Annotated in this window: 27 protein-coding genes; 15 read left to right on the top strand and 12 right to left on the bottom strand. The window is 42.7% G+C overall.

Features of this window, described 5'->3' with window-relative positions; all coding sequences use genetic code 11:
* Nucleotides 1-2 precede the first annotated feature (2 nt).
* From gspE to gspN (C427_RS28380), 11 genes are all read left to right on the top strand, one after another.
* Nucleotides 3-1,565, top strand: a complete 1,563-nt coding sequence (gspE, locus tag C427_RS23170; RefSeq protein WP_007642745.1) for a type II secretion system ATPase GspE — start codon at nucleotides 3-5, stop codon at nucleotides 1,563-1,565.
* The gene (gene gspF / locus C427_RS23165) at nucleotides 1,566-2,786 is read left to right on the top strand and encodes a type II secretion system inner membrane protein GspF (protein WP_007642744.1); all 1,221 of its coding nucleotides are present in this window, start codon (nucleotides 1,566-1,568) and stop codon (nucleotides 2,784-2,786) included.
* Nucleotides 2,786-3,256 (top strand): type II secretion system major pseudopilin GspG, encoded by a 471-nt coding sequence (gene gspG / locus C427_RS23160; RefSeq protein ID WP_007642743.1) that lies wholly within the window; start codon nucleotides 2,786-2,788, stop codon nucleotides 3,254-3,256. The genes gspF and gspG overlap by 1 nt, the downstream gene beginning before the upstream one ends.
* 21 nt (nucleotides 3,257-3,277) lie before the next feature.
* Nucleotides 3,278-3,904 carry a type II secretion system minor pseudopilin GspH gene (gene gspH, locus C427_RS23155; RefSeq protein ID WP_007642742.1) on the top strand — a complete coding sequence of 209 codons (627 nt, stop codon included), beginning with the start codon at nucleotides 3,278-3,280 and terminating at the stop codon, nucleotides 3,902-3,904.
* Complete coding sequence (gene gspI / locus C427_RS23150; protein WP_015431416.1) at nucleotides 3,894-4,304, top strand: type II secretion system minor pseudopilin GspI; 411 nt, start codon at nucleotides 3,894-3,896, stop codon at nucleotides 4,302-4,304. The genes gspH and gspI overlap by 11 nt, the downstream gene beginning before the upstream one ends.
* Nucleotides 4,301-4,933 carry a type II secretion system minor pseudopilin GspJ gene (gene gspJ / locus C427_RS23145; RefSeq protein WP_007642740.1) on the top strand — a complete coding sequence of 211 codons (633 nt, stop codon included), beginning with the start codon at nucleotides 4,301-4,303 and terminating at the stop codon, nucleotides 4,931-4,933. The genes gspI and gspJ overlap by 4 nt, the downstream gene beginning before the upstream one ends.
* Entirely contained in the window at nucleotides 4,930-5,925 is a 996-nt protein-coding gene (gene gspK / locus C427_RS23140; RefSeq protein WP_007642739.1) for a type II secretion system minor pseudopilin GspK, read from the top strand. The genes gspJ and gspK overlap by 4 nt, the downstream gene beginning before the upstream one ends.
* Before the next feature lie 92 nt (nucleotides 5,926-6,017).
* The gene (gene gspL, locus C427_RS23135) at nucleotides 6,018-7,226 is read left to right on the top strand and encodes a type II secretion system protein GspL (protein ID WP_007642738.1); all 1,209 of its coding nucleotides are present in this window, start codon (nucleotides 6,018-6,020) and stop codon (nucleotides 7,224-7,226) included.
* A 1-nt stretch (nucleotide 7,227) separates the two neighbouring features.
* Nucleotides 7,228-7,707, top strand: coding sequence for a type II secretion system protein GspM (gspM, locus tag C427_RS23130; RefSeq protein ID WP_007642736.1), 480 nt, complete (start codon nucleotides 7,228-7,230; stop codon nucleotides 7,705-7,707).
* The gene (gene gspN, locus C427_RS23125; RefSeq protein WP_269079238.1) at nucleotides 7,704-8,219 is read left to right on the top strand and encodes a type II secretion system protein N; all 516 of its coding nucleotides are present in this window, start codon (nucleotides 7,704-7,706) and stop codon (nucleotides 8,217-8,219) included. The genes gspM and gspN (C427_RS23125) overlap by 4 nt, the downstream gene beginning before the upstream one ends.
* Entirely contained in the window at nucleotides 8,182-8,448 is a 267-nt protein-coding gene (gene gspN, locus C427_RS28380) for a type II secretion system protein N (protein WP_015431414.1), read from the top strand. Before gspN (C427_RS23125) ends, gspN (C427_RS28380) begins: the two co-directional genes overlap by 38 nt.
* An 85-nt stretch (nucleotides 8,449-8,533) precedes the next feature.
* Here gspN (C427_RS28380) and yrfG read toward each other — a convergent pair whose 3' ends face one another.
* On the bottom strand, nucleotides 8,534-9,217 hold the full coding sequence (gene yrfG, locus C427_RS23120; protein ID WP_007642733.1) for a GMP/IMP nucleotidase: 684 nt from the start codon (nucleotides 9,215-9,217) through the stop codon (nucleotides 8,534-8,536).
* A gap of 113 nt (nucleotides 9,218-9,330) precedes the next feature.
* Between yrfG and nudE the strand changes: the two genes are divergently transcribed.
* The 3 genes from nudE to C427_RS23105 are packed head-to-tail and all read left to right on the top strand — an operon-like array spanning nucleotide 9,331 to nucleotide 11,350.
* Entirely contained in the window at nucleotides 9,331-9,894 is a 564-nt protein-coding gene (gene nudE, locus C427_RS23115) for an ADP compounds hydrolase NudE (RefSeq protein ID WP_007642732.1), read from the top strand.
* Nucleotides 9,894-10,739 (top strand): 3'(2'),5'-bisphosphate nucleotidase CysQ, encoded by an 846-nt coding sequence (gene cysQ, locus C427_RS23110; RefSeq protein WP_007642731.1) that lies wholly within the window; start codon nucleotides 9,894-9,896, stop codon nucleotides 10,737-10,739. The genes nudE and cysQ overlap by 1 nt, the downstream gene beginning before the upstream one ends.
* 29 nt (nucleotides 10,740-10,768) lie before the next feature.
* Nucleotides 10,769-11,350, top strand: a complete 582-nt coding sequence (locus C427_RS23105) for a YceI family protein (RefSeq protein ID WP_007642730.1) — start codon at nucleotides 10,769-10,771, stop codon at nucleotides 11,348-11,350.
* Between the two features lie 13 nt (nucleotides 11,351-11,363).
* On the opposite strand, the gene C427_RS23100 is transcribed toward C427_RS23105, so the two are convergent.
* The 11 genes from C427_RS23100 to C427_RS23060 all read right to left on the bottom strand — a co-directional run bounded on the left by C427_RS23100 (nucleotide 11,364) and on the right by C427_RS23060 (nucleotide 23,855).
* Complete coding sequence (locus tag C427_RS23100; RefSeq protein WP_007642728.1) at nucleotides 11,364-11,609, bottom strand: YheU family protein; 246 nt, start codon at nucleotides 11,607-11,609, stop codon at nucleotides 11,364-11,366.
* Nucleotides 11,606-12,661 carry a hydrolase gene (locus C427_RS23095; RefSeq protein WP_007642720.1) on the bottom strand — a complete coding sequence of 352 codons (1,056 nt, stop codon included), beginning with the start codon at nucleotides 12,659-12,661 and terminating at the stop codon, nucleotides 11,606-11,608. Before C427_RS23095 ends, C427_RS23100 begins: the two co-directional genes overlap by 4 nt.
* Before the next feature lie 257 nt (nucleotides 12,662-12,918).
* Complete coding sequence (locus C427_RS23090; RefSeq protein WP_007642717.1) at nucleotides 12,919-13,989, bottom strand: helix-turn-helix domain-containing protein; 1,071 nt, start codon at nucleotides 13,987-13,989, stop codon at nucleotides 12,919-12,921.
* Nucleotides 13,990-14,069: 80 nt separating this feature from the next.
* On the bottom strand, nucleotides 14,070-15,326 hold the full coding sequence (locus C427_RS23085; RefSeq protein ID WP_007642715.1) for an esterase/lipase family protein: 1,257 nt from the start codon (nucleotides 15,324-15,326) through the stop codon (nucleotides 14,070-14,072).
* On the bottom strand, nucleotides 15,323-16,315 hold the full coding sequence (locus C427_RS23080; protein WP_015431413.1) for an alpha/beta hydrolase: 993 nt from the start codon (nucleotides 16,313-16,315) through the stop codon (nucleotides 15,323-15,325). Before C427_RS23080 ends, C427_RS23085 begins: the two co-directional genes overlap by 4 nt.
* A gap of 1 nt (nucleotide 16,316) precedes the next feature.
* Nucleotides 16,317-18,581, bottom strand: a complete 2,265-nt coding sequence (locus C427_RS23075) for a TonB-dependent receptor (RefSeq protein ID WP_007642711.1) — start codon at nucleotides 18,579-18,581, stop codon at nucleotides 16,317-16,319.
* Between the two features lie 256 nt (nucleotides 18,582-18,837).
* The gene (locus tag C427_RS23070) at nucleotides 18,838-20,763 is read right to left on the bottom strand and encodes an extracellular catalytic domain type 1 short-chain-length polyhydroxyalkanoate depolymerase (protein ID WP_007642709.1); all 1,926 of its coding nucleotides are present in this window, start codon (nucleotides 20,761-20,763) and stop codon (nucleotides 18,838-18,840) included.
* A gap of 511 nt (nucleotides 20,764-21,274) precedes the next feature.
* A complete protein-coding gene (locus tag C427_RS26630) occupies nucleotides 21,275-21,433 on the bottom strand; it encodes a hypothetical protein (RefSeq protein WP_007642705.1) in 159 nt (52 codons plus the stop codon).
* Entirely contained in the window at nucleotides 21,424-21,693 is a 270-nt protein-coding gene (locus C427_RS23065) for a hypothetical protein (protein ID WP_007642703.1), read from the bottom strand. Before C427_RS23065 ends, C427_RS26630 begins: the two co-directional genes overlap by 10 nt.
* Before the next feature lie 11 nt (nucleotides 21,694-21,704).
* A complete protein-coding gene (locus tag C427_RS28970) occupies nucleotides 21,705-21,800 on the bottom strand; it encodes a hypothetical protein (protein WP_407636140.1) in 96 nt (31 codons plus the stop codon).
* A gap of 144 nt (nucleotides 21,801-21,944) precedes the next feature.
* Complete coding sequence (locus C427_RS23060) at nucleotides 21,945-23,855, bottom strand: ATP-binding cassette domain-containing protein (protein WP_007642701.1); 1,911 nt, start codon at nucleotides 23,853-23,855, stop codon at nucleotides 21,945-21,947.
* Between the two features lie 137 nt (nucleotides 23,856-23,992).
* Here C427_RS23060 and C427_RS23055 point away from each other — a divergent pair, with 137 nt between their 5' ends.
* Nucleotides 23,993-24,199, top strand: a complete 207-nt coding sequence (locus C427_RS23055; RefSeq protein WP_034900235.1) for a YheV family putative zinc ribbon protein — start codon at nucleotides 23,993-23,995, stop codon at nucleotides 24,197-24,199.
* The last annotated feature ends 74 nt before the right edge of the window (nucleotides 24,200-24,273 follow it).

Genomic DNA, 24,273 nt, shown 5'->3' with positions numbered 1-24,273 from the left:
TCATGCCAGCCGCCCACCTAAGCGCTGTGGATGCAGAAGAACAGGCATTGCTAGAGTCAGGCACCGATCTGGATATGCCTGTTGACGAGCCCGAGCACAAACAATTGGCTTTTAGCTTCGCTAAGCGTCATCAAGTATTACTTGATACAGGCGAAAATCCCGCCATTCTGTATCATACCCAAGATACCGAATTTCAGATATTTGCAGAAGTCAGACGATTTTTAGGCGCAGAATTTCGCCTTAAGGAAGTCGAGCTTGATAAGTTTGAGACCATCTTAACCAGAGCCTTCCAACGAGACTCATCAGCAGCTAAACAATTAATGGAAGACATAGGCAATGAAAGTGATTTGTTTAGTCTGGCGGAAGATTTACCCAACACCGAAGATTTGTTAGAAAGCGAAGATGACGCACCCATTATCAAACTCATTAACGCCATGCTGGGTGAAGCGATCAAGGAAGGCGCATCAGATATTCATATCGAAACCTTCGAAACCCAGCTTTTAGTGCGCTTTAGAGTCGATGGGGTATTACGAGAAATTTTACGTCCCAATCGTAAAATGGCTTCAATGTTAGTATCTCGCATCAAAGTAATGTCAAAAATGGACATAGCCGAAAAACGGGTTCCACAAGATGGCCGTATTACTTTACGTATTGCGGGTCGTGCGGTTGACGTGCGAGTCTCCACTATGCCGTCGAGTCACGGTGAGCGCGTGGTATTACGTTTACTCGATAAAAACAACGTACGCCTAAACTTGCAAGACTTAGGCATGACAAAAACCAATCGTGGTGTCTTTTCTAAATTGGTACGTAAACCTCACGGCATTATCTTGGTCACAGGTCCGACAGGCTCAGGTAAATCGACTACCTTGTATGCTGGCTTAAGTGAAATTAATTCCAAAGATCGGAATATTTTAACGGTTGAAGACCCTATAGAATTTGATTTGCAAGGCATTGGTCAAACGCAAGTTAACCCAAAGGTCGATATGACCTTTGCCCGTGGTCTAAGAGCGATATTGCGACAAGATCCTGATGTCGTCATGGTAGGTGAAATTCGCGATTTAGAAACAGCACAAATCAGTGTGCAAGCCAGTTTGACCGGTCACTTAGTGATGTCGACTTTACACACCAATACTGCAGCAGGTGCCATCACGCGTTTAGAAGATATGGGTATCGAACCTTTCTTATTATCCTCTAGCTTATTGGCAGTATTGTCGCAACGCCTAGTGCGTACTTTATGCTCAGACTGTAAAATTTCACATATCCCCAGTGAGCAAGAATGCATAATTTTAGGTATAAAAACAGCTGCTGCCTCTAGCCATGCCGTTCATATACCTAAAGGATGCGCAGCTTGTAATCAAACGGGCTACAGAGGCAGAACAGGTATTCACGAATTATTAGTCGTCGATGAAGGTATACGAGAACTTATTCATACTGGCCACGGTGAGCAAGCAATTGAAAAATATATTCGCCAAAACACGCCGAGTATTCGAGACGATGGCTGTGACAAGGTATTGTTAGGCATTACCTCGCTTGAAGAAGTGTTGCGAGTGACAAAGGAAGATTAAATGGCTGCTTATTCATATCAAGCCATGGACAAAGGTGGCAAAAATAAAAATGGTGTTCTAGAGGGCGATAACCCAAGGCAAATACGTCAGCAATTGCGAGAAAAAGGCTTAATACCCATGCAAGTTGACCAAGTGGCCGAAAAAGAACGCAAGTCGCAAGCTGGCTTTATTTTATTTAAAAATACTATTTCGGCTTCCGATTTATCGCTACTCACCCGTCAACTATCCACCTTGGTTGAAGCTTCCTTACCTATCGAAGAATCATTGTTGGCTGTTGCTGAGCAATGTGAAAAACCACGTCAAAAAAACATGATGATGGCGGTACGTAGCAAGGTAGTAGAAGGTCATACTTTAGCTGACGCTATGGCGGAATTCCCCCACGTATTTGATGATTTATTTCGAGCTATGGTAGCCGCTGGTGAAAAATCAGGACACCTTGACACGGTACTTAACCGTTTGGCTGATTATACCGAAAAGCGCCAGCAAACTAAGAGCCAAATTACTCAAGCTATGGTTTACCCAAGCATCATGATGTTTTTTGCTTTTGCCATAGTAATATTATTATTGACCGTGGTAGTACCCAAAATTGTGGGGCAGTTTCAGAATATGGGTCAGGACTTACCGACTATCACTCAGATATTGATTGATGTCAGTGAGTTTTTGCAGGCTTATGGATTAGCACTAGCCATTGTGTTGGTGGTGCTTATAGTCATTGTGAATCGCGTATTGCAGAAGCCTGTCATGAAAAAACGTTATCACAAACTTATTCTGGGCTTACCTTTTATTGGTAAATTATCTAAAGGCTTAAATACCGCACGATTTGCTCGTACCTTAAGCATTTTGACTTCCAGCGCAGTGCCACTACTAGAAAGTATGCGTATTGCTAGTGAAGTACTGGAGAACTTACAGATAAGAGATGCGGTCAACACTGCTGCAGGTTTTGTAAAAGAAGGTTCGAGCTTGCGAGCCTCACTAGAACAAACCAAAATGTTTCCACCTATGATGATGCATATGATCGCATCAGGTGAACGCAGTGGTGAATTACAACAAATGTTAGGACGTGCAGCAGATAATCAAGACAGGCAATTTGAATCTTTGGTGGGTGTATCACTCAAAATATTCGAACCTATTTTAATCGTGACGATGGCAACAGTAGTACTGTTTATTGTGCTGGCAATCTTACAACCTATTATGGCATTAAACTCTATGGTGAATATCTAATGAAACAACGTAACTTTTTAAACAAAAACAAGCACAAAAATAAACACAAAAACAAAGGCTTTACCCTGATTGAAGTCATGGTGGTATTACTCATTATCGGCATCATGGCAGGTATGATTGCACCGCAAATTTTGGGCAACCAAGAAGAAGCGCAAATAAAAACAGCGGCTATTGACATTCAAAGTCTAGAAAATGCGTTAACCCAATACAAATTGAGCAATAATGTATTTCCTACATCCGAACAAGGCTTAGAAGCCTTAGTCAGCGAACCTACTGTCGACCCCATTCCTCGCAACTACAGAGCAAACGGCTACATCACGCGTCTGCCTAATGATCCTTGGAACAACCCTTACCAATTACTTAGCCCCGGTGAACTAGGCCAGATTGATATATTTTCTAATGGTCCAGATGGCGAACCAGGTACCGAAGATGACATTGGTAATTGGAATCTAAACGACTACTTAAACTAAGTAAACTGAACACCCACTAATATGACTATGCGCCGTTCACCCTTTGCTAAACATGCTGGTTTTACCTTACTAGAGGTGATGCTGGTGTTGCTTATCATGGGATTGGCAACGGGGGCTGTGGTGCTCAGTTATTCAGGTGAAAATGGTCCAGACTTACTTAAGAAACAAACCCAACGTTTGCAAGTTGTGTTCAACATGGCGTCGGATTTCGCGGTGCTAAACCAGCGGCAATTAGGTTTAAGAGTCGAAAACGCTAAAAACAGCTATTATTTTATGTATCAAGATGAAGAGCAGGAATGGCAGAAACTTGAACTTGATAACACCTTTGCTGAGCACCAATTACCCGATTTATTCAGCTTGGAATTGTTTTTAACAGGCTTACCTTGGGAAACCGAAAATAGTCTGTTTAGTAGCGGCTTATTTGATGAGGAACTGTCAGTATCTAATGATGGAGTAGAAATAGGTAATGAAGGAGAAAAGAAACTCGACCCACCACAAATCTTTATTTTTTCTAGCGGCGAAATCACCCCTTTTTCCATCACCCTCGCCTACGAACCAGAGTTTAGTAATGAGTTGCCTACTTACTATCGTGTTAATGGTCAAGATAGTACGCCTTTGACAACTGAAGGGCCTCTAGATGCCCCTTAACCTTCAACATCAGTATTCAAAAAGTCGTAGATACAGCCCTGGGATGACGCTTCTTGAAGTACTAGTCGCCCTGTTCATTTTTGCGCTAACAGGCACTGCTATTATGAAGGCGGCTAGTGACCACTTAGTAGGTGTTGGACAAATTGAAGATATTACCATTGCTACTTGGGTTGCCAACAATCGTCTCACTCAACTACATATAGATACCACTTGGCCGGTCAAAAACAATCAAAAAGGCGAGCAAGAAATGGCTCGCCGCAAGTGGTACTGGCAACAACGAGTCATTAAAACCAGTGACTTAGATATGGTGCAGGTCGAAGTGTCGGTTGGGTTAGACCCGCAATATAAGGGCACTGTTACCTCAGTAAAGACGTTTATTGCTAAGCAAATCAAATCATGAACCACCAGCCAAATAATCATAACGCTGGCTTTACCCTAATAGAAATATTAGTTGCTATGGCGATTTTTACTATTATAGGTTTGGCAAGTACCGGGGTGCTTAATTCGGTGATTAACAGCGACCAGTTATCATCTGAACGCTTCGAAAAATTAGAAGAATTACAAAGAGCGATGCTGACTTTAGAGCGAGATATTTTGCAAATTGTACCTCGTAAAGTACGCATTAATAGCGTACCCGTTAGTGCGGTTATATCTGGCGGCGAAGACGTATTTGATAGTGATGCAGATGGCCTTGGATTCGTAAGAGCAGGCTGGCATAACCCACAAATGTTGCTACCCCGAAGTACATTGCAAGCTGTTGGGTATCGTATACAGGGACAACAACTGCAGCGTTTGTACGGTAATTATGTAGACAATGTGATTGGTTACGAACCGAAAGTAAAAATTCTATTATCTGATATCGAAGATTTTCGAGTGAGCTTTTTAACCCAATATGAGCAACTCGAAGAACCCGAAGAATGGCAGGAAACCTACTCTAGCGATACATTACCCATTGCCATATCCATCACCATAGTCAGTAAAATATTTGGTGAAATTCGCCGTGAATTTATATTGGCAAACGGTATATGAATCACTCCAAGCGCAAGCAACAAGGCGTGGCCTTAATCATAGTGTTATTAATTGTGGCTATTGTTAGCGTGCTTGCCACAGAAATGGGCGGTCGTTTGCAGTTACAAATTAAGCGGGCGTCTAACATCAAAGAAAACAACCAAGCCTATTGGAATGCCATGGGAGCTGAGCAGTATGCGCGAAAATCAATCAAACAACTGATTGATGAGGATGGCGATGTTATTCATCTTCAGCAACCATGGAATCAAGAATTTGTGTACCCTATAGAAGGAGGGGGTATTCAAGCGCAACTTGTGGATATGCAAAGCTGCTTTAACCTAAATGCCTTAAGAGAGACAGGAACTGGCCTTGGTGGCATAGGAGCGGGAAGTTTAATACCTGACCGCATTTTAGCTTTTAAGCGTTTGTTAGGGTTCGTTGAGCCTGCTATCCCTAGTTATAACATTGATACCCTCAGCGGCTCATTAGTCGATTGGTTAGACGAAAATGACAATCTAACGGACTACGGTGCAGAAGACAGTGAGTATGAAAGCCTTCAATTTCCTTATGTGGCCGCCAATAATTATATGGTGCATAAATCAGAATTACGTTTAATCAATGGTGTCGAAGTACCCTGGCTGAGGGAGTTACTTAAACTAGTGTGTGTATTACCGAATGACGATTTATTCTCAATCAATGTCAATACAGTGAGTGAAGAAAATGCAGCGGTGGTTGCTGCCGCTGCCAGACTGAGTTTATCTGATGCAAAGTCTTTACTTGCCAGTCGTGGTTCGGATGGTTATCCAACAACGATAGCATTTTTAAACGAACCAAGCGTTCAAGCACAGAATCTTAGTGCTGATGAGAAAAAATGGTTTGATGTAACAACAGCACATTTTATTTTACATACTAAGACCAAGTACAATGATGCGACTTTTGCTATGCAGACCTTATTTAAGGTCGACTCAAGTAAAAATGTCATTGTCATCAGACGTGAATTTAGTGGCTTTTAACGAGTTGGCTTTGAATCAGCAAGCTTTTAATGACCAAGCTTTTAAAAAGTAGCTTTGTTAATCCATAACAACCAACAAGGTATATAAACCTGATGGAACAGTTAGTAGTGCGACTAGGTGCCAATCCAAATGAACCGATTCATTGGATTGTGTGGTCTGGCCAACAAAACGAAATTATTGCCTCTGGTGAGTTACCTAATGCAGCACAGTTAGCCACCTTAGGAGACAGGGCGGGCAGAAGATCAATCTGTGTCTTAGTGCCCACTAGCGACGTTTTGCTGAAGTGGGTAGAGTTGCCAGCTAAAGCTGGGCGTAAAGCCTTAGCTGCGATTCCATTTATATTGGAAGAGGAGATAAGTGGTGATATTGCCCAACAATTTTTTGCCCTAGGTCCCAAAAATGGCAACAAACAAGCTGTCGCTGTAGTTAACAAAGAAAAACTACAAAGCTGGCTGAACATGATTGAAGATGCGGGTTTAACCTGCGACCAAGTCATACCCGACGTTTTGGCATTGCCAATAGCAGATAAAAACGCTTGGTCAATATTGGAGCTAGGGCGACAACTATTGGTTCGAAAAGACGATTGGGCGGGTTTACAGGGTGAAAGAGATTGGTTAATACAAGCCATTAATCATCATGCAAGACAGTATGCCAAACTCAACCAACAAGCACTTTTGGTTAATGATTATTCCGGAACAAATTTAGCTGATGTTGAAAATCTAGAGGTGTCGGTAATGCCTCTTGAGTTACCCATGAAAGTCTTAGCACAAGGAGTTAAGCTGACAGAATTCAACCTGTTACAAGGTGAGTACAAAATTAGCAACAAAGTCAGTGGCCAATGGAAAAAATGGCGTTTAGCGGCGGTGTTAGCTGTTATTGCGCTATTCACCACTTTAATAGATAAGACCCTAGAGCAGAATCGACTTACCGAGCAACTAGCCACATTAAAGACACAGGTAAGTAGCGAGTATAAACGTGCATTTCCCAATGCTGGTGCATATCGGGATCTTAAAACCACCATGACGCGACAGATGAAAGCCTTGGAACAAGGCGGCGGCGGAGCATCGATGTTAATTATGTTGAGTCAACTCAGGCCTGCATTTGAAGAATCCCAGGTTAAACCTCAAACTATGCGTTTTGACAGCAGTCGGGGGGAGTTACGTATTCAGGTAGTGGCCCGTAATTTTGATGCCTTAGACCAATTTAAGCGTCAAGCAGAAGCCCAAGGGTTTACTGTTGAGCAGGGTTCTATTAATCAAAAAGATAACCAAGTCATCGGCTCTTTGTCGATTAGGAGTTAATATGGACAAACTCAAAAGTACGTTTTTACAATTAAGTAATCGTGAACAACGCTTAGTGATTATTTCAGCGGTGTTAGTATTAGTTGCCATATTTTATTGGGGAATTTGGTCACCGCTGAGCACGTCACTCGAGCGAAACCAAACCGCAGTTAACAATCAAACAGAGTTACTTGAATGGGTACAGAAAAATGCTAACCGAGCAGTGCAACTTCGAAAGAGTGGCGGTAACAAGGCTTCATTTTCAGGCTCACTGCCTCAAGCGGTGAACCAATCAGCTAATAGCATGAAAATTACGATTTCTCGGATGCAACCTCAGGATGACGAATTACAAGTATGGATAGATCAAGCTCCCTTTAATAATGTATTAAGTTGGTTACAATCACTAGAAAAAACCGGTGTGAGCATTTTAGACATTGATATAGCAGAATCTGATTTGCCTGGGCAAGTTAAAATTCGTCGTTTAAAACTAGGGAAATCATGAAGTCAGTTTTAAAATGGGGCGTCTTATGCCTCGTGGTTTATGTTATATTTTTAATTGTTACATTACCTGCAGCCCATGTTTTGTCGAAAATCCAGCTACCCAAAGGGGTGAGTGTAAGTGGCATTTCGGGCACCATTTGGAATGGTCATGCACAACGTGCGCAAGCCAAAGGTTTCCCGATATCTGATGTTAACTGGACACTGTCTTTTTTCCCTCTAGTGCTAGGGAAAATCAGCGCAGATATCAACGCGGGTAATATGCGTGACGTTGCTCAAATATCTGCAAGTGGATTGGTTAGTTTCAAAGGGCAACATCTCAAAGTTGAAAATTTATTGGCTTACATACCTGCCAACTTAGCGATTAGCTTGCTGCCTTTACCCATTCCTATTGAAGCCGACGGTCGCTTTAAAGTTGAGCTAAACCGGGTGGATTACGAAGCAGGTTGCCAAACTTTTACCGGTAAAAGGTCAATGGTTGAATGCCAATTTTACAGGTGTAACCGGAGTCATTGAATTAGGTGATTTTACAGCTGATCTAAGCTGCCAAGATGGCAGTGTTGTGTTGCACGTCAAACAACCCAACAGATTTGGCTTAACCGCAAAAGCCACTATTCCTGCTAATATGCAATTTAAAATAGAAGGGCGGTTTAAACCCGAGGTTAGCTTACCCAAAGAAGTACATCAGGCTGCACAGTTTTTTGGTCAAGCCGATGCCGATGGATATTTTCCGATTAAGTTCTAACACCGTCTATACAGTACAAATCACTGTTCTTTTTATAGTATCCGATAAGTGACTGAGGGTTTAGCTCACTCTAAAATATGACAACCTAATGGATAAACGGATTTGCCGTAATATCATCCAGCAAATAACGATAGTCCTGTATTGATGGAAACTCGCTAATCTCTCTAGCGGGTTGTTGGCTATCAGGGTTGCTAACAGCTAATAAATGTTTAATACCAAAGTCTTGAGCGGCTTTTAGTATGCCTAAACTATCGTCAACAAAAAGGGTGTGCTCTGGATTAAAGCCAAGTTTTGTCTGCAGCCGTTGCCATAAAAGCTGGGACTCTTTGGTGACAGCAAATTCATGAGTCGATATTAATTGGTCTATATGCTCGTCTAATTGAGTATGTTCCACCTTTAACGACAAACTGTCTGGATGGGCATTGGTGACTAAGATCACTTCTCTCCCTGAGGCTTTTAAGGTATCTATAAAAGGTAAACTGTCGGCGCGTATACTGATTAGATGTTCAATCTCGCGTTTGGCCTCAATGATATCGATATTCAGTTTTTCAGTCCAAAAATCTAGGCAATACCAACTTAGCGTACCCATTACCTGTGCGTAATCTACGGCCATCAAATCTTTGGCAGCTTCTACTGAAACACCGTGTTTCTCAGCTAATTTTTTAGGCAGGTGCTCTAACCAAAAGTGATTGTCGAAGTGCAGATCAAGCAAAGTGCCGTCCATATCTAGCAACACAGTATGAATATCTTTCCAAGCAAGCTTTGACAAGTAGCATGTCCTCTATTTAACAGGTATATTTAATCATCATACAATTCATCAATTTAAAGTTCATTTAACTTTTAAACAGACGAGAGCAGCGGCCATATTAACGTGAAAAATTCATGAGCAACATAGACAATAAAAAAACACTTCCACAAATTCACTCGCGCAAGGTGGTTGCCAAAAGCGGATTGTTTAAAATCGAGCAAGTCGATTTAGAGTTCTCAAATGGCGAAACCCGTATTTTTGAACGCATGGCTGGCAGTGGCAGAGGCGCTGTCATGGTGGTGCCTTTTATCAATGCTGATGAATTTTTATTAGTCAGGGAATATGCCGCAGGTACTCATACCTACGAATTAGGCTTCCCAAAAGGATTGATTGACCCAGGTGAATCCCCAGAGGTAGCGGCAAATAGAGAATTAAAAGAAGAAATTGGCTTTGGTACAAAAACATTACACCCTCTGCATAGTGTTAGCATGGCGCCTGCGTTTTTTGATGCCAAAATGACCATTTTTATCGCAGAAGATCTATATCCTGAAGTACTCCCAGGTGATGAGCCTGAACCTTTAGAAGTTGTTAAATGGTCAATTAATGATATAGATGCATTATTAGCTAAAGATGATTTTGTAGAGGCTAGATGTATTGCTGCCTTGTTACTTGCTGAAAAATGGAGGAAAGCCCGCTAATGCCAACAGAAAACGCACAACAGCTTTTTGATATAGCCAAAAAAACAGCGGTCAAAGCAGGTAAAGTAGTACTAGAAATATATGACAGTGGTGATTTTACTAGTTTTCAAAAAGATGACGACTCGCCTGTCACTACCGCTGACTACAGAGCCAACGAAGTCATTATGGATATGTTGAGAAAGGAAACGCCAGACATTCCTATCATGTCTGAAGAGACAGAAATTAGCTCACTAGAATTACGCAAAACTTGGACCCGTTATTGGCTTATTGACCCCATTGATGGAACTCAAGAATTTATCGCTCGCAGTGGTGATTTTGCAGTTAATATTGCACTGATAGAAAACAACGTACCTATTATGGGCGTCATTTACTGGCCCACTGGCGAAACCTTGTATTCTGCGCTGAAAGGTCATGGCGCATTTAAAGAATGCCCTGTAGAGAATAAACAAATTTATGTCCGCAGTTTAGAGGCACCTAACGAAGATCCTCTGATTATTGCTATTAGTCGCAGACAACCTCGCGAGAAAGTCATCTCTAGTCTCAGTGAAGACCGTATTTATCAAACCTTACCTGCGGGCAGTTGTTCTCTTAAAGCCTGTTTTATTGCTGAGGGTAAAGCAGATGTTTTTTTACGATTTGGCGTAACGGGAGAATGGGATACAGGTGCATCTCAATGTATAGTGGTCGAAGCGGGAGGCAAAATATTGGCACATGATTTTGCCCCTTTAAGTTACAACTCGCGTACCAGTGTTATAAACCCTGATTTTTTTATTATGGGCGACCAGAATGTCGATTGGCAGAACATCGTTAAATGTGAATTTGGGAACGACAATCAACCCGTATAGAAGTATCATTTCTACTAATTGAGTTAACTATGAAATCTTTATTACTAAGCACTATTTTTATCAGTTTATTTTTATTCTGTTCAGCAGCAAACGCCCATTGGATGTTAGTTAAGGACGAATCAAGCTTGAGTTTTGTATCAACTAAAAATCAGCATATCAGTGAGGTTCAACAATTCAGGACACTTAACGCCGAGTTTGGTCCTGAAGGAAAATTACAAGTTGAAATTGAACTAGGTAGCATCGACTCAGGTATCGAAATCCGCGATACACGGATGCGCGAGAAACTTTTTTTAGTAGACAAATTTCCCACAGCTAAATTAACGGCGCAACTACCTGATAGCGTTTTAACTCTTGCAAAGGGTAATTCAGTATTAGTGACACTTCCAGCAGAGTTAAGTATTATGGGTATTAGCAAAACGATTAGCGCGACAGTGCAAGTTACACGCAAAGCCGATGATGGCATAGTCGCTACCAGTACTCAGCCAATCTTAATATCGGCTACAGATTTTGGTTTGACATCTGGAATTGAAATATTGCAAACGTTAGCAGGGTTAAGTGGTATTGGTCTAACCGTACCAGTTAACTTTAACTTGGTTTTTTTGGCCCACTAAGCCTGCAAACACTCTATTGTTGCACATTCTCTGACAATTCAAATTCCCCGAGCTGTTGCTTGGGGATGATGTTTACTGTTTCGTGTAATTCAGAATAAACCAACAGCACATCACCTAACCTTAACTGCGCCAGCACTTGCTGCACTTTTTCTGACAGTGACACGTCAGCTTCACCATATTCGGTGCCTTCACGTAAGACAAAACCTTCAATAATATTCAATAAAACGTCTTCGGTTAAGTCTGTAATTGGGATGATCATTGGGGATTACCTGTAAATAAATGAGTTGCCTTGCCAGCAATAAAAGGCTGAAAAAAAGTATTGGCCCTTTGCTGCATCCAGATTTTAGGGCGCCATGGTGTACCCTGAAGAAACCCAACATGGCCACCGTTCTCGCTCACTTCAAGGCATACATTTGGCGATATAGCATCGATATCGGGCACGATGCTCTCGTGCATGAAAGGATCGTCTTTGGCATGAACGATTAGCGTAGGTGTGGTGATGCCTTTAAGAAAATTTTGTGAACTGCATTTATTATAATAATCATCAGCATCTACAAAACCGTGCAGTGGCGCGGTGATATGCTCATCAAAATCTCGAAAGCTTTTAAACTGCTTAATCTGTGACTCTGTTACTTTGAGTAACTTGCCATAATCCATATTTCGCATTTTAATCAACAGATTGTTTACCATGCTTTTTAACAAATAAGCTTGGTAAACCTTAGAGAATCCTTGGTTAATACTATTCGCACACAGAGCCAAGTTGAACGGTGTAGACACAGCCATTGCCGCTTTTACAATCTTCTGCTTAGGTTGTTCACTCAAGAGTTTGAGCAGCATATTAGCACCAAGAGAGAAACCCATTGCCGCTTTGCTTGTTTCAGGAAATTTCTGCTCAAGCCAATTCAAAACATACCAAGCATCTTCTGTTTCGCCTGAGTGATAGGCTCTTGGTGTGGCGTTTTGTTCACCGCCACAACCACGAAAATGCATTAACACCACTGCGTAGCCCTGCTTAACAAAGTTCGCCGCCATGTCGTTGCTATAATGCGAGCGAATTGAACCCTCCAAACCATGGAACATAGCAATTAAGCCTGATGATTTTTGTACATTACCGGCCCAAATTAAATTGACGAAATCACCATCAGGTAAAACTAACTTTTCCTTACGATAATCAAGCTTGGCGCGTTTTTGTATAAAACGCGGGAAAATAGTTTGCATGTGTCTATTTTTAGCCCACCAAGGAGGCCTAAAATCACTTTCAACTATTTCACCATAACGAACATTTTGATTGGTTTGGGGCTCTGAGTTCATCAACAACAAAGGTGTGAATTATTATAAGCATAGAATACATCAAATCAGCTAAAACATAAAAACCTGTTTTGGTTGCAGGCATAAAGCAAAGATAAAAGCTTTTAACCACAGAGCGAGTGGACACAGAGGAAAATAAAAATATTCTGGTGTTACCAATCAAAATAGCTAACATTGCTACAAAGAACACATTTTTAAAAGCGTATATAGTTGTTTAAGTTGATATCAGGCGGTGTAAAATTCCTACCACTTTAGATTCGTTATTGGTTGTCAACGAAATCTCTGGGCGTCATGCCATTCCAAGCCTTGAAAGCCCGATTAAAGCTCCTAGAATCGGAAAAACCCAGTTTATGGGCAATATCATCCAGGTTCATTTGTTGCGACAGTAGTATTTTCGCTTCCTGGTTCAAGAATTTTTCGCGAGCTTTTCTAAAACTGCTGTTGCAGTCAGCCAATTTGCGACGCAGTGTCGCAACACTGCACCCCAGACAATCTGCCACCGCTTCCTGGCTGTGTAAACCGGCTTTTAATGCTGATCTCACTTTGGTCAGCAAGTTTTCATGACTATCAGGTTCAACTAACAAATATTGCTGTAACCCACTATAGACTTGGGCTGAAGTGAGAGGGATATTTTGCTCGCTGCACAGTTTTATTTTAGCCAACTCGACGGGATAATGCAGCGCGTAACATGAGGCAGTGTGGCGGATGGGCAGATTAGGAAATGCTGCCAGCAACAGGGATTGCTGCTTACTCGGGATCCTACTCTGCACCTTAATTAAGTCCGCTTGCTGAGGATGGGAAAGACTACAGATCACACCATGCACATACAATAATACACATTCTAGATTGAAACGAATATGTTCGCTGCTGCTGTCATCCAAGTAAGGGAAATCATGGTCATCTATGACATAGACTACTTCACGATCCTTTACTTCCACCCTGTTATAGGCGCCGCCATGAATAAAATTATAAGAGCTCGCCAGTTGTTGCAGAGCGTCCAGCAAGGTTTCGCAACGACTTAAATTGGCCAATACATGATCATTAGTGCCCGGCAATAGAGGGCGCTTAGACATATGCAATGACTCATCACGCAGCTCAATGGAGAAGGATTCTAGTATTCTTAGAAAATCCACAATGCTAAGACTGCCGTTGTCTTGCAAACCTAAATCGGCCAAGACAACTGGCAATGACAAACCAGCAGCGGCCAAAATTGACGTCAGCATCGTCAGGCCATGATCATGGATTGACTGAGGATGCTGCTGTGACAGAAAGGATGATTCAGGCACCGATTTGCTTTGTCCGAGAGTAAAAGAGTCAAGGCAATAGAGCATAAAGTATCCTGCAAATCAATCCAACTAAAGTACAGAGTGATGTTTCAGCTCTCGCACCTTAGACTAATTCCCATTAATAATCAGTTGGCATTAAGCCAGCTCCTAATCTGATTAACGCCGGCCAGTTGCCAGCCCAGTTCCAAATGATTAGAGGCAATCACGGAAGTACCACCGTTGTTATTGATGCCTGTGGTATCACTACAACTGGTTATAAATACAACACCATCTGAAGGGCCGGTATGTTCATTATGGATCAACGCGATATCCGCTTGATTACCACAAAGATTGTGAATTCGAACAGCAGGGTCCGTACCAGCAGCCCTAACTGAATCCACCAAAGATTCAGGCATAAACGCATCGATACCCTGAGCATGGGTATAATAGCCCCAACCGCCGTAATAAGTAGTATGCCAATCCTGTTCGCTTACTGATAATGAATAGGTACTATCCCATTTTTTCAGCATTTGTGCAGCGCCAGTAAAATAGCTGGAGGCATAACTCCATTCAGAACCATATTGCCAAACACCGAAGCAAAATATAGCATCATGGGCCGTTGGGCCGTTGATGACACCGCCGCAACCAGGGTATACGCCAAAGGTTTGAGTCCAACCGTGACGGAAGGACCAGTCGATACCATTATTAGGACCTCCCAGCATTATCAACCGTCTTACATCATTCTGGTAAACCGTTCCCCATGATTGGGTCAAAGATGAAACATACATTCGGGCATTAAAAGCACTCTTGGACCAGGTAACTAGGTCCACACTCTGTGCGCCAGTTCGATTTTTGATCACGCTGATGGCATTGGCTATCTGTTCTGACCAGAAATACCCGTCGCCGTTTTTATGGGCCAAAGATAGAGCAAATACCTTAAAGTTATCTGTTGCTAGAGCTTGCATCAAACCTGTGTTTGGACAGGTTTGCCTACCACAGCCATAGTCACCGGCTTCATTGGGGTTCGCCCAGGCTATATCGGCATCCTGATTAGCACCGTGGATCAGTAACACTGGCGTCGCTTTACTATTGCTATTCCAGTTTGGCCCATAGTAGATCAAAAACGTATCCGAAGAGGGGGTTGGGTTGGCAAAAAAAGTAGCTCTTTGACCGGTTTGATTACCTCGACCATCTAAGGGAAAGCTCTCCTGCATTAAATTACCACTGGTATCACCCCACCTTTCTACTTTGGCCCAACCATTGTTGATACCACTGCTAAAACTAGCTTCTAGGACAGGGCTGGCTGCGTTGACTAGGCTAGCGATGAATGTCAACAGAATCGCCAGACCGAATTGTTGAAGCCGGCGAATGCTTTTGAATTGATTATTATTCATCCTTTTCATCGTGATGCTCTCCTTTGTGTGTGTTCATTTTCCTTATTGGGCAACAAGTCTGCTTTAAGCTGTTCGGCTAAACGTTGTCTAGCTTGCTGAGCCACTGATAAATCTCCGAAGGACAAAAAAGCATGGATGGTGCTGTCAAAGTCTTCGAAGTGCCTTAGTTTCCCGGCTTGGTGCAGTTTTTCAGCGAATTGTTGGCCTTCATCGTGCAATGGGTCAAAACCGGCTACCAAAATGGAAGTGGCTGGTAAACGCTGTAAATCAGTCAAAAACATCGGGGAGACCAATGGGTCATCAGCGCGTCCTTTCTCGTCTAGGTACATCACACGCGTGTCATCGATAGCCGCTGTGCTCAGTAAATAATCCCCGTTTCCAAATTGCTCTCTTGATGGATAAGTCTGATGAGGGTTATGTACATCCAATACTGGATAAATTAAATACAGACCTTTCAGCTGTATACCGTTTATGTTGTTCATCTGATAACTGGTCGATAGGGCAAGATTAGCACCAGCACTATCACCCATCAGTGCAATACGGTTTGAGTCTAAATTCATTGACTGAGCATGTTGATAGAGCCAACTTAATCCTGAGCAGGCATCCTTTAAACCGGCCGGATATTTGTGCTCCGGAGCCAGCCGATACTCTAGGCTGACAAATGCCATACCACTCAATTCACAGAGACTGGCGACCAAGGCCTGATAACAGTCCAAATCTCCCAAAGACCAACCACCGCCGTGCAGAAACATAACTACTGGCAACGGGGTTTCTGTCTCGATGACTGGTAGATAAAGGCGAGCGGGAATATCACCTTCATCACTAGGTATGTTTAGCTCACTGACTCGGCATCCTATTGGCACTGGGCCTTGCAAGCCGATAAACATAGCTTGGGCACCAGCCCGAGAGGTTTCTATCGAAACCTGTTGGTTATGGAGATCTGGTATCTGCTGGTTAAATTGCTCCAGAAGGACTGCTGTTTCTTTATCAAGTCTCATATTAAAACTCATATTTTATATCGATACCAAAAGTGCGTGGAGCACCGTAGTAACCCAGCTGAACTCCGGGTGAAGCACTAAGATCGAAACCGTGCTGTCGATAGTGCTTGTCAGTCAAGTTTTTGCCATACAGCATGACTTGCCAGCGCTCATCGGGAGAGCGGTATCGAACAGATACATCCAATAGCGAATATGCATCTTGGGCTAACACTTCACTGCTGCTCACCGTCAGATAAGTTTTGCTACGATAACTAGATGACAGACTAGCCCAAAGAGAACCCTTTGCGCCTATATCAAACCAGTATTCTAAACCGAGTCGACCATTCCATTTCGGAGCGTTAACCAACTCACGTTTGTCACTGACCTCCTCACCGAAGTCACCAATTAGATTGTCATAACCTCCCCCCAAGTAGCCGACATTAATGTTGAGGGTTAGATCAGCGGTCAGCATGGCGCTGAATTCCATCTCAGCACCGTAGATACTAGCTTTACCAGCGTTATCAAACAGAGACAAGAAGGCACCAGTGTCTGGATCGATAGAAAAGCGACTCAGCTGAAAGTTTTTATAGTCGTTGTAAAATGCCGCCATATTTAAACGAATGTTGTCGTCGTTCAACAACGACTTGGATCCCACTTCATAACTCCACATGGTTTCAGGATCAAATGGCTGGGCGATAGATGTCAGACGACCGTTAAAACCGCCGCTTTTGAAACCCCGGCTGGCGCTACCATATACAAGGGTTTTCTTAGTAGCCTTATAATCTAAAACGACTTTGGGTGAGAAGGAATTCCAGTCTTGCTCAGCCTCATAACCGGTCTGCCCGAATCCCACACCGGTACCGAACACTTGCTCCATCTGTTCGGCGGTCGTGATGCCGGTACCGAAAAACTCTTCTCCTTCGTTACTGACTGATTTTTTCTCTGTGGTGTAGCGGGCACCTAAAGTAAGGCTTAAACGCTTAGTTAAATCAACATTGATATTGGTATAGACAGCGCTACTGGTGTTGATTTGATCACGTTTTCCGGCATTGATAACAGGAAAAGGAAAGTAGACACCATCGCCAAGAGGGACAAAGAACTCTGGAGCTACTGCGCCGCCTAGGGTCAGATCATTTTCCTTGAAGTAATAAAGGCCGGAAACCACTGAAAGTGAGTCTGTGCGATAAAGCCACTGCAGTTCCTGACTAAACTGATCCTGCTCTTCGAAATTATAAATACCAAACGTCTCATCTGCACTACCGTCTAGATCCAAGTGAGTTCGATAATCCATTTCGCGATAGGCACTGATAGACTTAACAGTATTATTGCCCCAATTGTATTCTAGGGTCAGTGCCGCTCCTTTCGTTTTCAACTTTTCCAGATCGTTATAGGTAACATCGACTTCGAAAGGATCATCACCAGCAGGCAGAAAACCTCCTGCTGACAGCGAATAAATAGGGGTTTCCCTATGAGGAGTACGTGAATGATTAGGGCTGCTATCGGAACCGTCCAATACGAGGTAGGCTGAAAAATAATCAGTCGGTTGATACATCAGACTTCCCCGCCAAGCCAGGGTATCCTTATCATTGTCATCGCCGCCATCAAAGAGATTGTTACTATAACCGTCCCGTTTTTTACTAGATAACGCAAATCGTCCTGTCAACGTATCACTTATCAAGCTTCCACTTATGCTGCCTTTAAGGCCCAATTGGTTGTAATTACCAAGATTAAGACCTAGGTACGCCTCTGTATCTTCTGTGGGTTTAGCACTGGTAAATTTAATCGCTCCTCCGATAGTGTTGCGTCCGTAGAGGGTGCCCTGAGGGCCTCGCAATACTTCAATTTGCTGTGGATCCACCACATCGAGAAATGCACCTTGAACCCGACCCATATAGACATCATCCAGATAAACACCCACCCCCGGATCATTAAAAGAGATGGAATCTATCTGACCCACTCCGCGAATATACACCACGGCGTTAGAAGCATCGCCTACATGCAAGTTCAGATTAGGCACCTTTGACTCCAGATCGCCCAAATCCTGAATTTGCATCTTCTCTAACTCATTCGCAGACAGAGCTGTGATAGCAATAGGCACATCTTGTAGATTTTCGACCTGACGAGTAGCAGTCACCGTAATCAACTCGATACCGCGTTCTGAATCTTCTTTTGTATTGTCACTGTCTTGTGCATGAATAGGCAAAGCAAGTGCAACTAACAAAGCACTGCATAGTGGATGAAGTCTGGGCTTATGTCTTGGACTGCTGGGGATAATAAATTCGGGCATACTGCACCTTAATGTAAATAAACTGTTATTTTTATGTTGTAAATAATACATGGCATCCTTTGGCCAACAAGGACAAAAAACTTCAAGTTAACCGGACAATTACGCTCAATGTATATATCTAAGCTGGGGGAGAGGTAAAATCAGTTTGAAAAGGTGAAATACTTTAACCACAGAGGAAGAGCTGGATGCACAATAAAATAAAAATGGCAGAGCAATGGTGAGTGTAGCTCTGCCGTCTTTAAGTTCACTTAATATATCAAGGGCAATTACCTAAAGACCAGATAGCATTACCAGTAGAGTGAAGAATACTAAGCCCATAAGTTGAGCCGGACATGGCTTCATCAGAGCCTTGTGCGAAATAGTTTGGCGCATAGGGGCTGCCTGAGCTGTAGGCTCTTCCTGCAGTTTTATGGTAATAGTTATAGGTGCTATGTTCGACACACGTTTCGCCGTTCGAATCACCACTTCCTCCACCAGAACCGCCTCCGCTTTCATCACCACTGCAGGCCTGTATTGGTCCAGTGCAAGACGCATCGTTATCCTGCCACACACATTGACTCGCACCTGAGGCCATTTCAAATAACTTGAAGGCAGATGTGCTGTATTCCAGGTAGCAATTGGCGTAATTGGTATAATCCAGTCGCCCTGCATTAATATGTTGCTCTAACGTGGCTGTCTGACCTGCATCAATAGTAAATGTGATGCTATCGTTGCTAGTCTGGGCAGCTTGATCGTTTGCCGTTACGCTTGCGGTATTGCTGCCACCGGGCAGACTGCATTGTATTGCCGAATAGCTCGTTTGTTCAATAACGGCAGAAATATTGCCGTTGGCAAAGGCAATACTAACTAATGTTAAGTCATCATTAATATCTGTCACATTGCCGCTAACTGTTGCACATTGCCCAGAAACACTCACCGTTATATTGCTAAGTACTGGCGCCGCTGGTGACGGAGGAGGTCCAACACGAATAGAACTATAGAAAAGTGCTGAATCTTTTCCTTCATTATCGGTAGCCAGCAGGCTAACTTGATAAAGGTTATCGGCAAGTGCAGCACTGATAATCATAAAATTATCAGCCCCATCTACTGAACTTGCACCACTGCTTAAACTGCCACCGACTCCCGCAAAACTAGCACTGACCTCAGCCACAAAGCCTTCAGTATCTTGAGCGTTGCCACTTAGCATTATTTGGCTGCCAGACAGGCTTATCTGAATATTGCTCAATAGAGGACCTACGTTACGATCAACCCGCTGGTTGTTAGTGGCAAAATACCGTCCTAAATATTCGGCATAATTGATGCCGCTACCATTGATATATGAGCCATTTGCCCCCTGACCACCCGACCAAGCATGATCAACGCCGTTAAACCACAGTTTAGACACGCGTCCGTCTTGCCAAAGTGTTTCATCGCCAGTCCGACCGGCTCCTTCACTGATAATATTGCTGCCGGGTAATTCACTCACACCATATAGGTCAGCCATACCTTTGGCATTTTGTGCGTTGTAACATAAGTTCACCGTTGAATCCTGATCCCCTTGGGCAATAGAAGCAATTTGACTGGAGAAATGACTGGAATAAGAGCCAGCATACTGCTGACATCGAGCTTGTACATTTGCTGTTTCACAGGGTCCAAGTGCTCCGTTTGAACTGGTACCTATACTGGGACCAGCGCTAATACCCATGCCCGCGAAAATATCAGGAGCCAAACAAGCGGTGGTGTTGGCGAAAGCTGCACCTGAGGATAGACCAGCGATATATACCTGATCCGGGTCGATATCACGGTTACTATCAGTAGTCAGTGCAGTGGCCAGTGAAATCAAATTCTTATAGTCGCCGCTGGAACGGGATTTAGTCCCTTGCCAATATGACCAGCAACTGTAACCCGCTTTATTCATTGCGTCTGGTACAGCGATTACCATACCGTGGTTTTCCGCAGCAGACTCCAAATTAGCTGTGAGGTAGGCATCAACGGACTGCACGCAACCGTGCAGCACAATCATCAATGCCTTACCCTGTCCAATAGACGAAATGCTGTCGGGTGTATAGATATTGACTTTATTAAAACCACCCAACGACTGATTATTTTGCCAACTACCGGCAAACACATGACTAGAAAGATATAGTGCACCTACAACAGGCAGCCATAGTAAAACCTTACTAAGACCTTGTTTAGTTATCATAATATGCTCCCAAATATTTTAATTATTAAGAAATGGAATATTCACCAAGGCACAACGTCAGAAATGTACTCAATTTACACTTTTTACGCTTCTTACACTGTGTGCTTAAGGTCAATTATTTACTGCAGGGATAACTATAGGTGCTTAAGGTTTAAACAGATGTAGGTATTTAGTACTATGCCACGTTTCTGTTTTATGGCGTGTGATGATGTGTTTCATAAAAGTGTGCGATTGCCATTCTTAGACTTTTTCATGGACGACATCACTATTATACAACTTACTTTTAAAGAGTTTTAAAAGTAAGTTGTATGATTCAGTCTGAATGAAAAATCTTAGAAAAGTTACCATCGCAGTAGGACTTAGGGTCAAGGCCACCTAGAGATTTAGTCAACGTCTTAAAATAGCTTGGTAAATCTTTGCTTGAGTGTCACTGCAATCACAAGTTGTGTGTTAACACAGATAATCGAAGTCATATTTACCCTGGCATCGTTAAATGTTATTTGCGATGAGTTTAAAATAACTCAAACATACTTTGCGTTAACAAGGATTGCATTTTTATCCCTGCATAATTGACATAAATATTATCGTTTCCTGGTGCGGCGGTTTGTGCAGCAAGGGTAAACTCTATGCCTCCTTGAAAATAAGACAAGCTAACATGGGCTAAAACCACATTTTCACCACTGCCTCTAGTCTCGCTAGGTCCCCAACCAATTTTTGGCCAAATACGCCATTGTCCTTGTGTTGCTTCATCGAATACTTTTTTGGGATCACTAGGTAGTTCTCCCGCAATAGCAGTCGAAATAGCATGGTACTAATTCCCTGCATCATGCCACCGTTAATATGCTGGTTATCTGTATGTCCAGTACCAAAAAATAACACATCAACATCGTCACTTTTTACGTCATAGCCCAGTAAACAAACAGTGACCATAATGTTTAGCTCTACATCGGGTAATTTCTGTCCAAAGGAGCATCTCGGTCACACTTTTTACATGCCAGTTTATGCCCCAGCATAGATTTATGGCCATCTACTGTGATGACCCAAGGGCGACTTGTTCAGGTGGGTTATGTCTAACATGTTGAAATGGCCGCACGCTAACTCAGCCACCCGATCGTTTTCTTCGTATTTGTGGTAACTAATGATTGGTTTATCCGTGTTTATAAAGACCCAAAAACAGCATGTTAGCTAACAATTTCCAGCTCAAATTCCTTTTGTTTAGTTTCCAACTCTTCCTGCGCGTCTAGCCAATACATTTCTGCTTCTTCAAGGGTTGATTTATGATTGGCTTGTTCAGTCAACACTTGTTTGAGTTGGTTTTTGTTTTCGGCGTTGTATAACTCAGTGTCACCGAGTTGCTGCTCTAAAGCTTCTAGTTTTGTTTGAGCTGCAGTCATGGTTTTTTCGTGTTGCTCAATGGACTTTCTGAGAGGTTTTGTTGCCTGTCTAAATTCTGCTTCTAAGCGTTTAATATTTTTACGATCAGGTTTAACAGTGGTTTTGTCACTTTCTACACTAGTGCCTTTATCGCCTTTGAGGATCCAGTCTTTGTAGTCATCTAAGTCACCATCAAAGGCTTGTACTTGCTTTGAATCCACTAAATAAAAGTCATCACACACCGATGTCAGTAAAAACCTATCATGAGATATCAGTACCATGGCACCTTCAAAGCCTTGCAACGCAATATTTAATGCATGCCGCATGTCTAAGTCTAGGTGGTTGGTGGGCTCATCCAGCAACAACAAGTTAGGTTTTTGATAAACGGTTAAAGCTAATACTAGACGAGCTTTTTCACCACCAGACATAGGCTCTACTTTGCTTAAGGCGTTATCACCACGAAAACCAAAACCGCCTAAATAATCTCTGAGACTTTGCTCGGTAGCCTTTTTATCTAACCTTTGCATGTGGGCAATGGCTGAATCCTCGCCACGTAAAAACTCTAATTGATGTTGCGCAAAATAACCTATTCGCAATCCAGCTGATGTTTCGTATAGCCCTTCAATGGGTGATATTTCACCTGCTAACAATTTAATTAAGGTCGATTTACCCGCGCCATTTTTACCTAGTAAGCCGATACGGCTGCCCGGCACTAGATTCAAGTGTAATTTTTCTAAAATTATAGTATCGCCATAACCTACTTTTACCTGCTCCATCTTTATTAAAGGGTTAGGTAACTTTGGCGGGGTAAAAAATTTAAAGCTAAATTCGGAAGCGGCCATCACCGGCAGTAACGTTTCCATTTTTGCCAATTGTTTTACACGGCTTTGGGCTTGTTTGGCTTTACTTGCCTTCGCACCAAATCGATTAATAAAAGATTCGAGGTGCGCTATTTGATCTTGTTGCTTTGAATACTGCAAACTTTGTAGACGTAAACGCTCGGCACGTTGTTTTTCGTAAGCATCGTAATTACCGGTATAACTAACAAGTTGCTGCGACTCAACACTGATGATTTCATTCACTGTACTGTCCAAAAAGGACTTATCGTGAGAAATCAGCATCAAGGTGCCCGTATAACGCTGTAGCCATTTTTCTAACCAAATGACTGCATCTAAATCGAGGTGGTTAGTAGGTTCATCTAACAATAATAAATCGGAATGACAAAGCAATGCTTGGGCTAGGTTGAGACGCATTCGCCAACCACCAGAAAAAGCAGAAACCGGATTTTTCATTACATCATTGGCAAAACCTAGACCAGCTAAAATAGTCGAGGCACGGGCATCAATATCATAAGCACCCACATGTTCTAACGAACCATGTAAAAGAGCGATTTGTTCGCCGTTGTGGGCTTCTTCTGCTGTGGCGAGTTGTGCTTGTAGCTTTCTGTATTGTTTATCACCGTCAATCACATAATCCAGAGCCGAGCGTTCAACCGCAGGCGTTTCTTGTGCGACCGAGACGATTTGCCAGTTTTTAGGAATATTAAAATCCCCTTGCTCGGTGTGTAACTCACCCTTTATTAAAGCAAACAAGGTGGACTTTCCACACCCGTTAGCACCAATCAGGCCTGCTTTATGGCCGGGGTAAACAACTGCATTGGCATCTCGCAGCAAAACTTTGCTGCCACGCATTAACGAAACATCTGAAAATTGGATCATGAAAACCTGTTATGAACTTTTTAGCTATCTTAAGCGTTTAGTCTGTTATTAGTTTCACTTAAACTAAAACGAGATAACACTCAAATTTGAATGGGAGTATCATATCAAGATGATGAACCGAAAAAATGTCTTAAACCATGGTTAATAAAATAAAAAAACGATTCGTCGCTGGAGCAAATTGCCCCAAGTGCCGCGCACTGGATACTATCATGCTGTATTTCGAAAATAATGTCGAAAAGTTAGAGTGTGTGAAGTGTCATTACTCAGAGTCCCAAACAGATAAAAAAGTCGCAAAAGCCTCACGTTCGGGTGGAAGTGTAATTGGGGTGTTTAAGCCGGAGTAGTTTTTTGCTAATAGTGCATGGCATCTAAACCTTTCGAGTAAACTTAATTATATCGACTAAATAAGCTGCGCCTA

Source organism: Paraglaciecola psychrophila 170 (genome assembly GCF_000347635.1).
Taxonomy (GTDB): Bacteria; Pseudomonadota; Gammaproteobacteria; order Enterobacterales; family Alteromonadaceae; genus Paraglaciecola; species Paraglaciecola psychrophila.
Note: the sequence above shows the minus strand (reverse complement) of the source record. Positions and strands in the feature narration are given on the sequence as shown.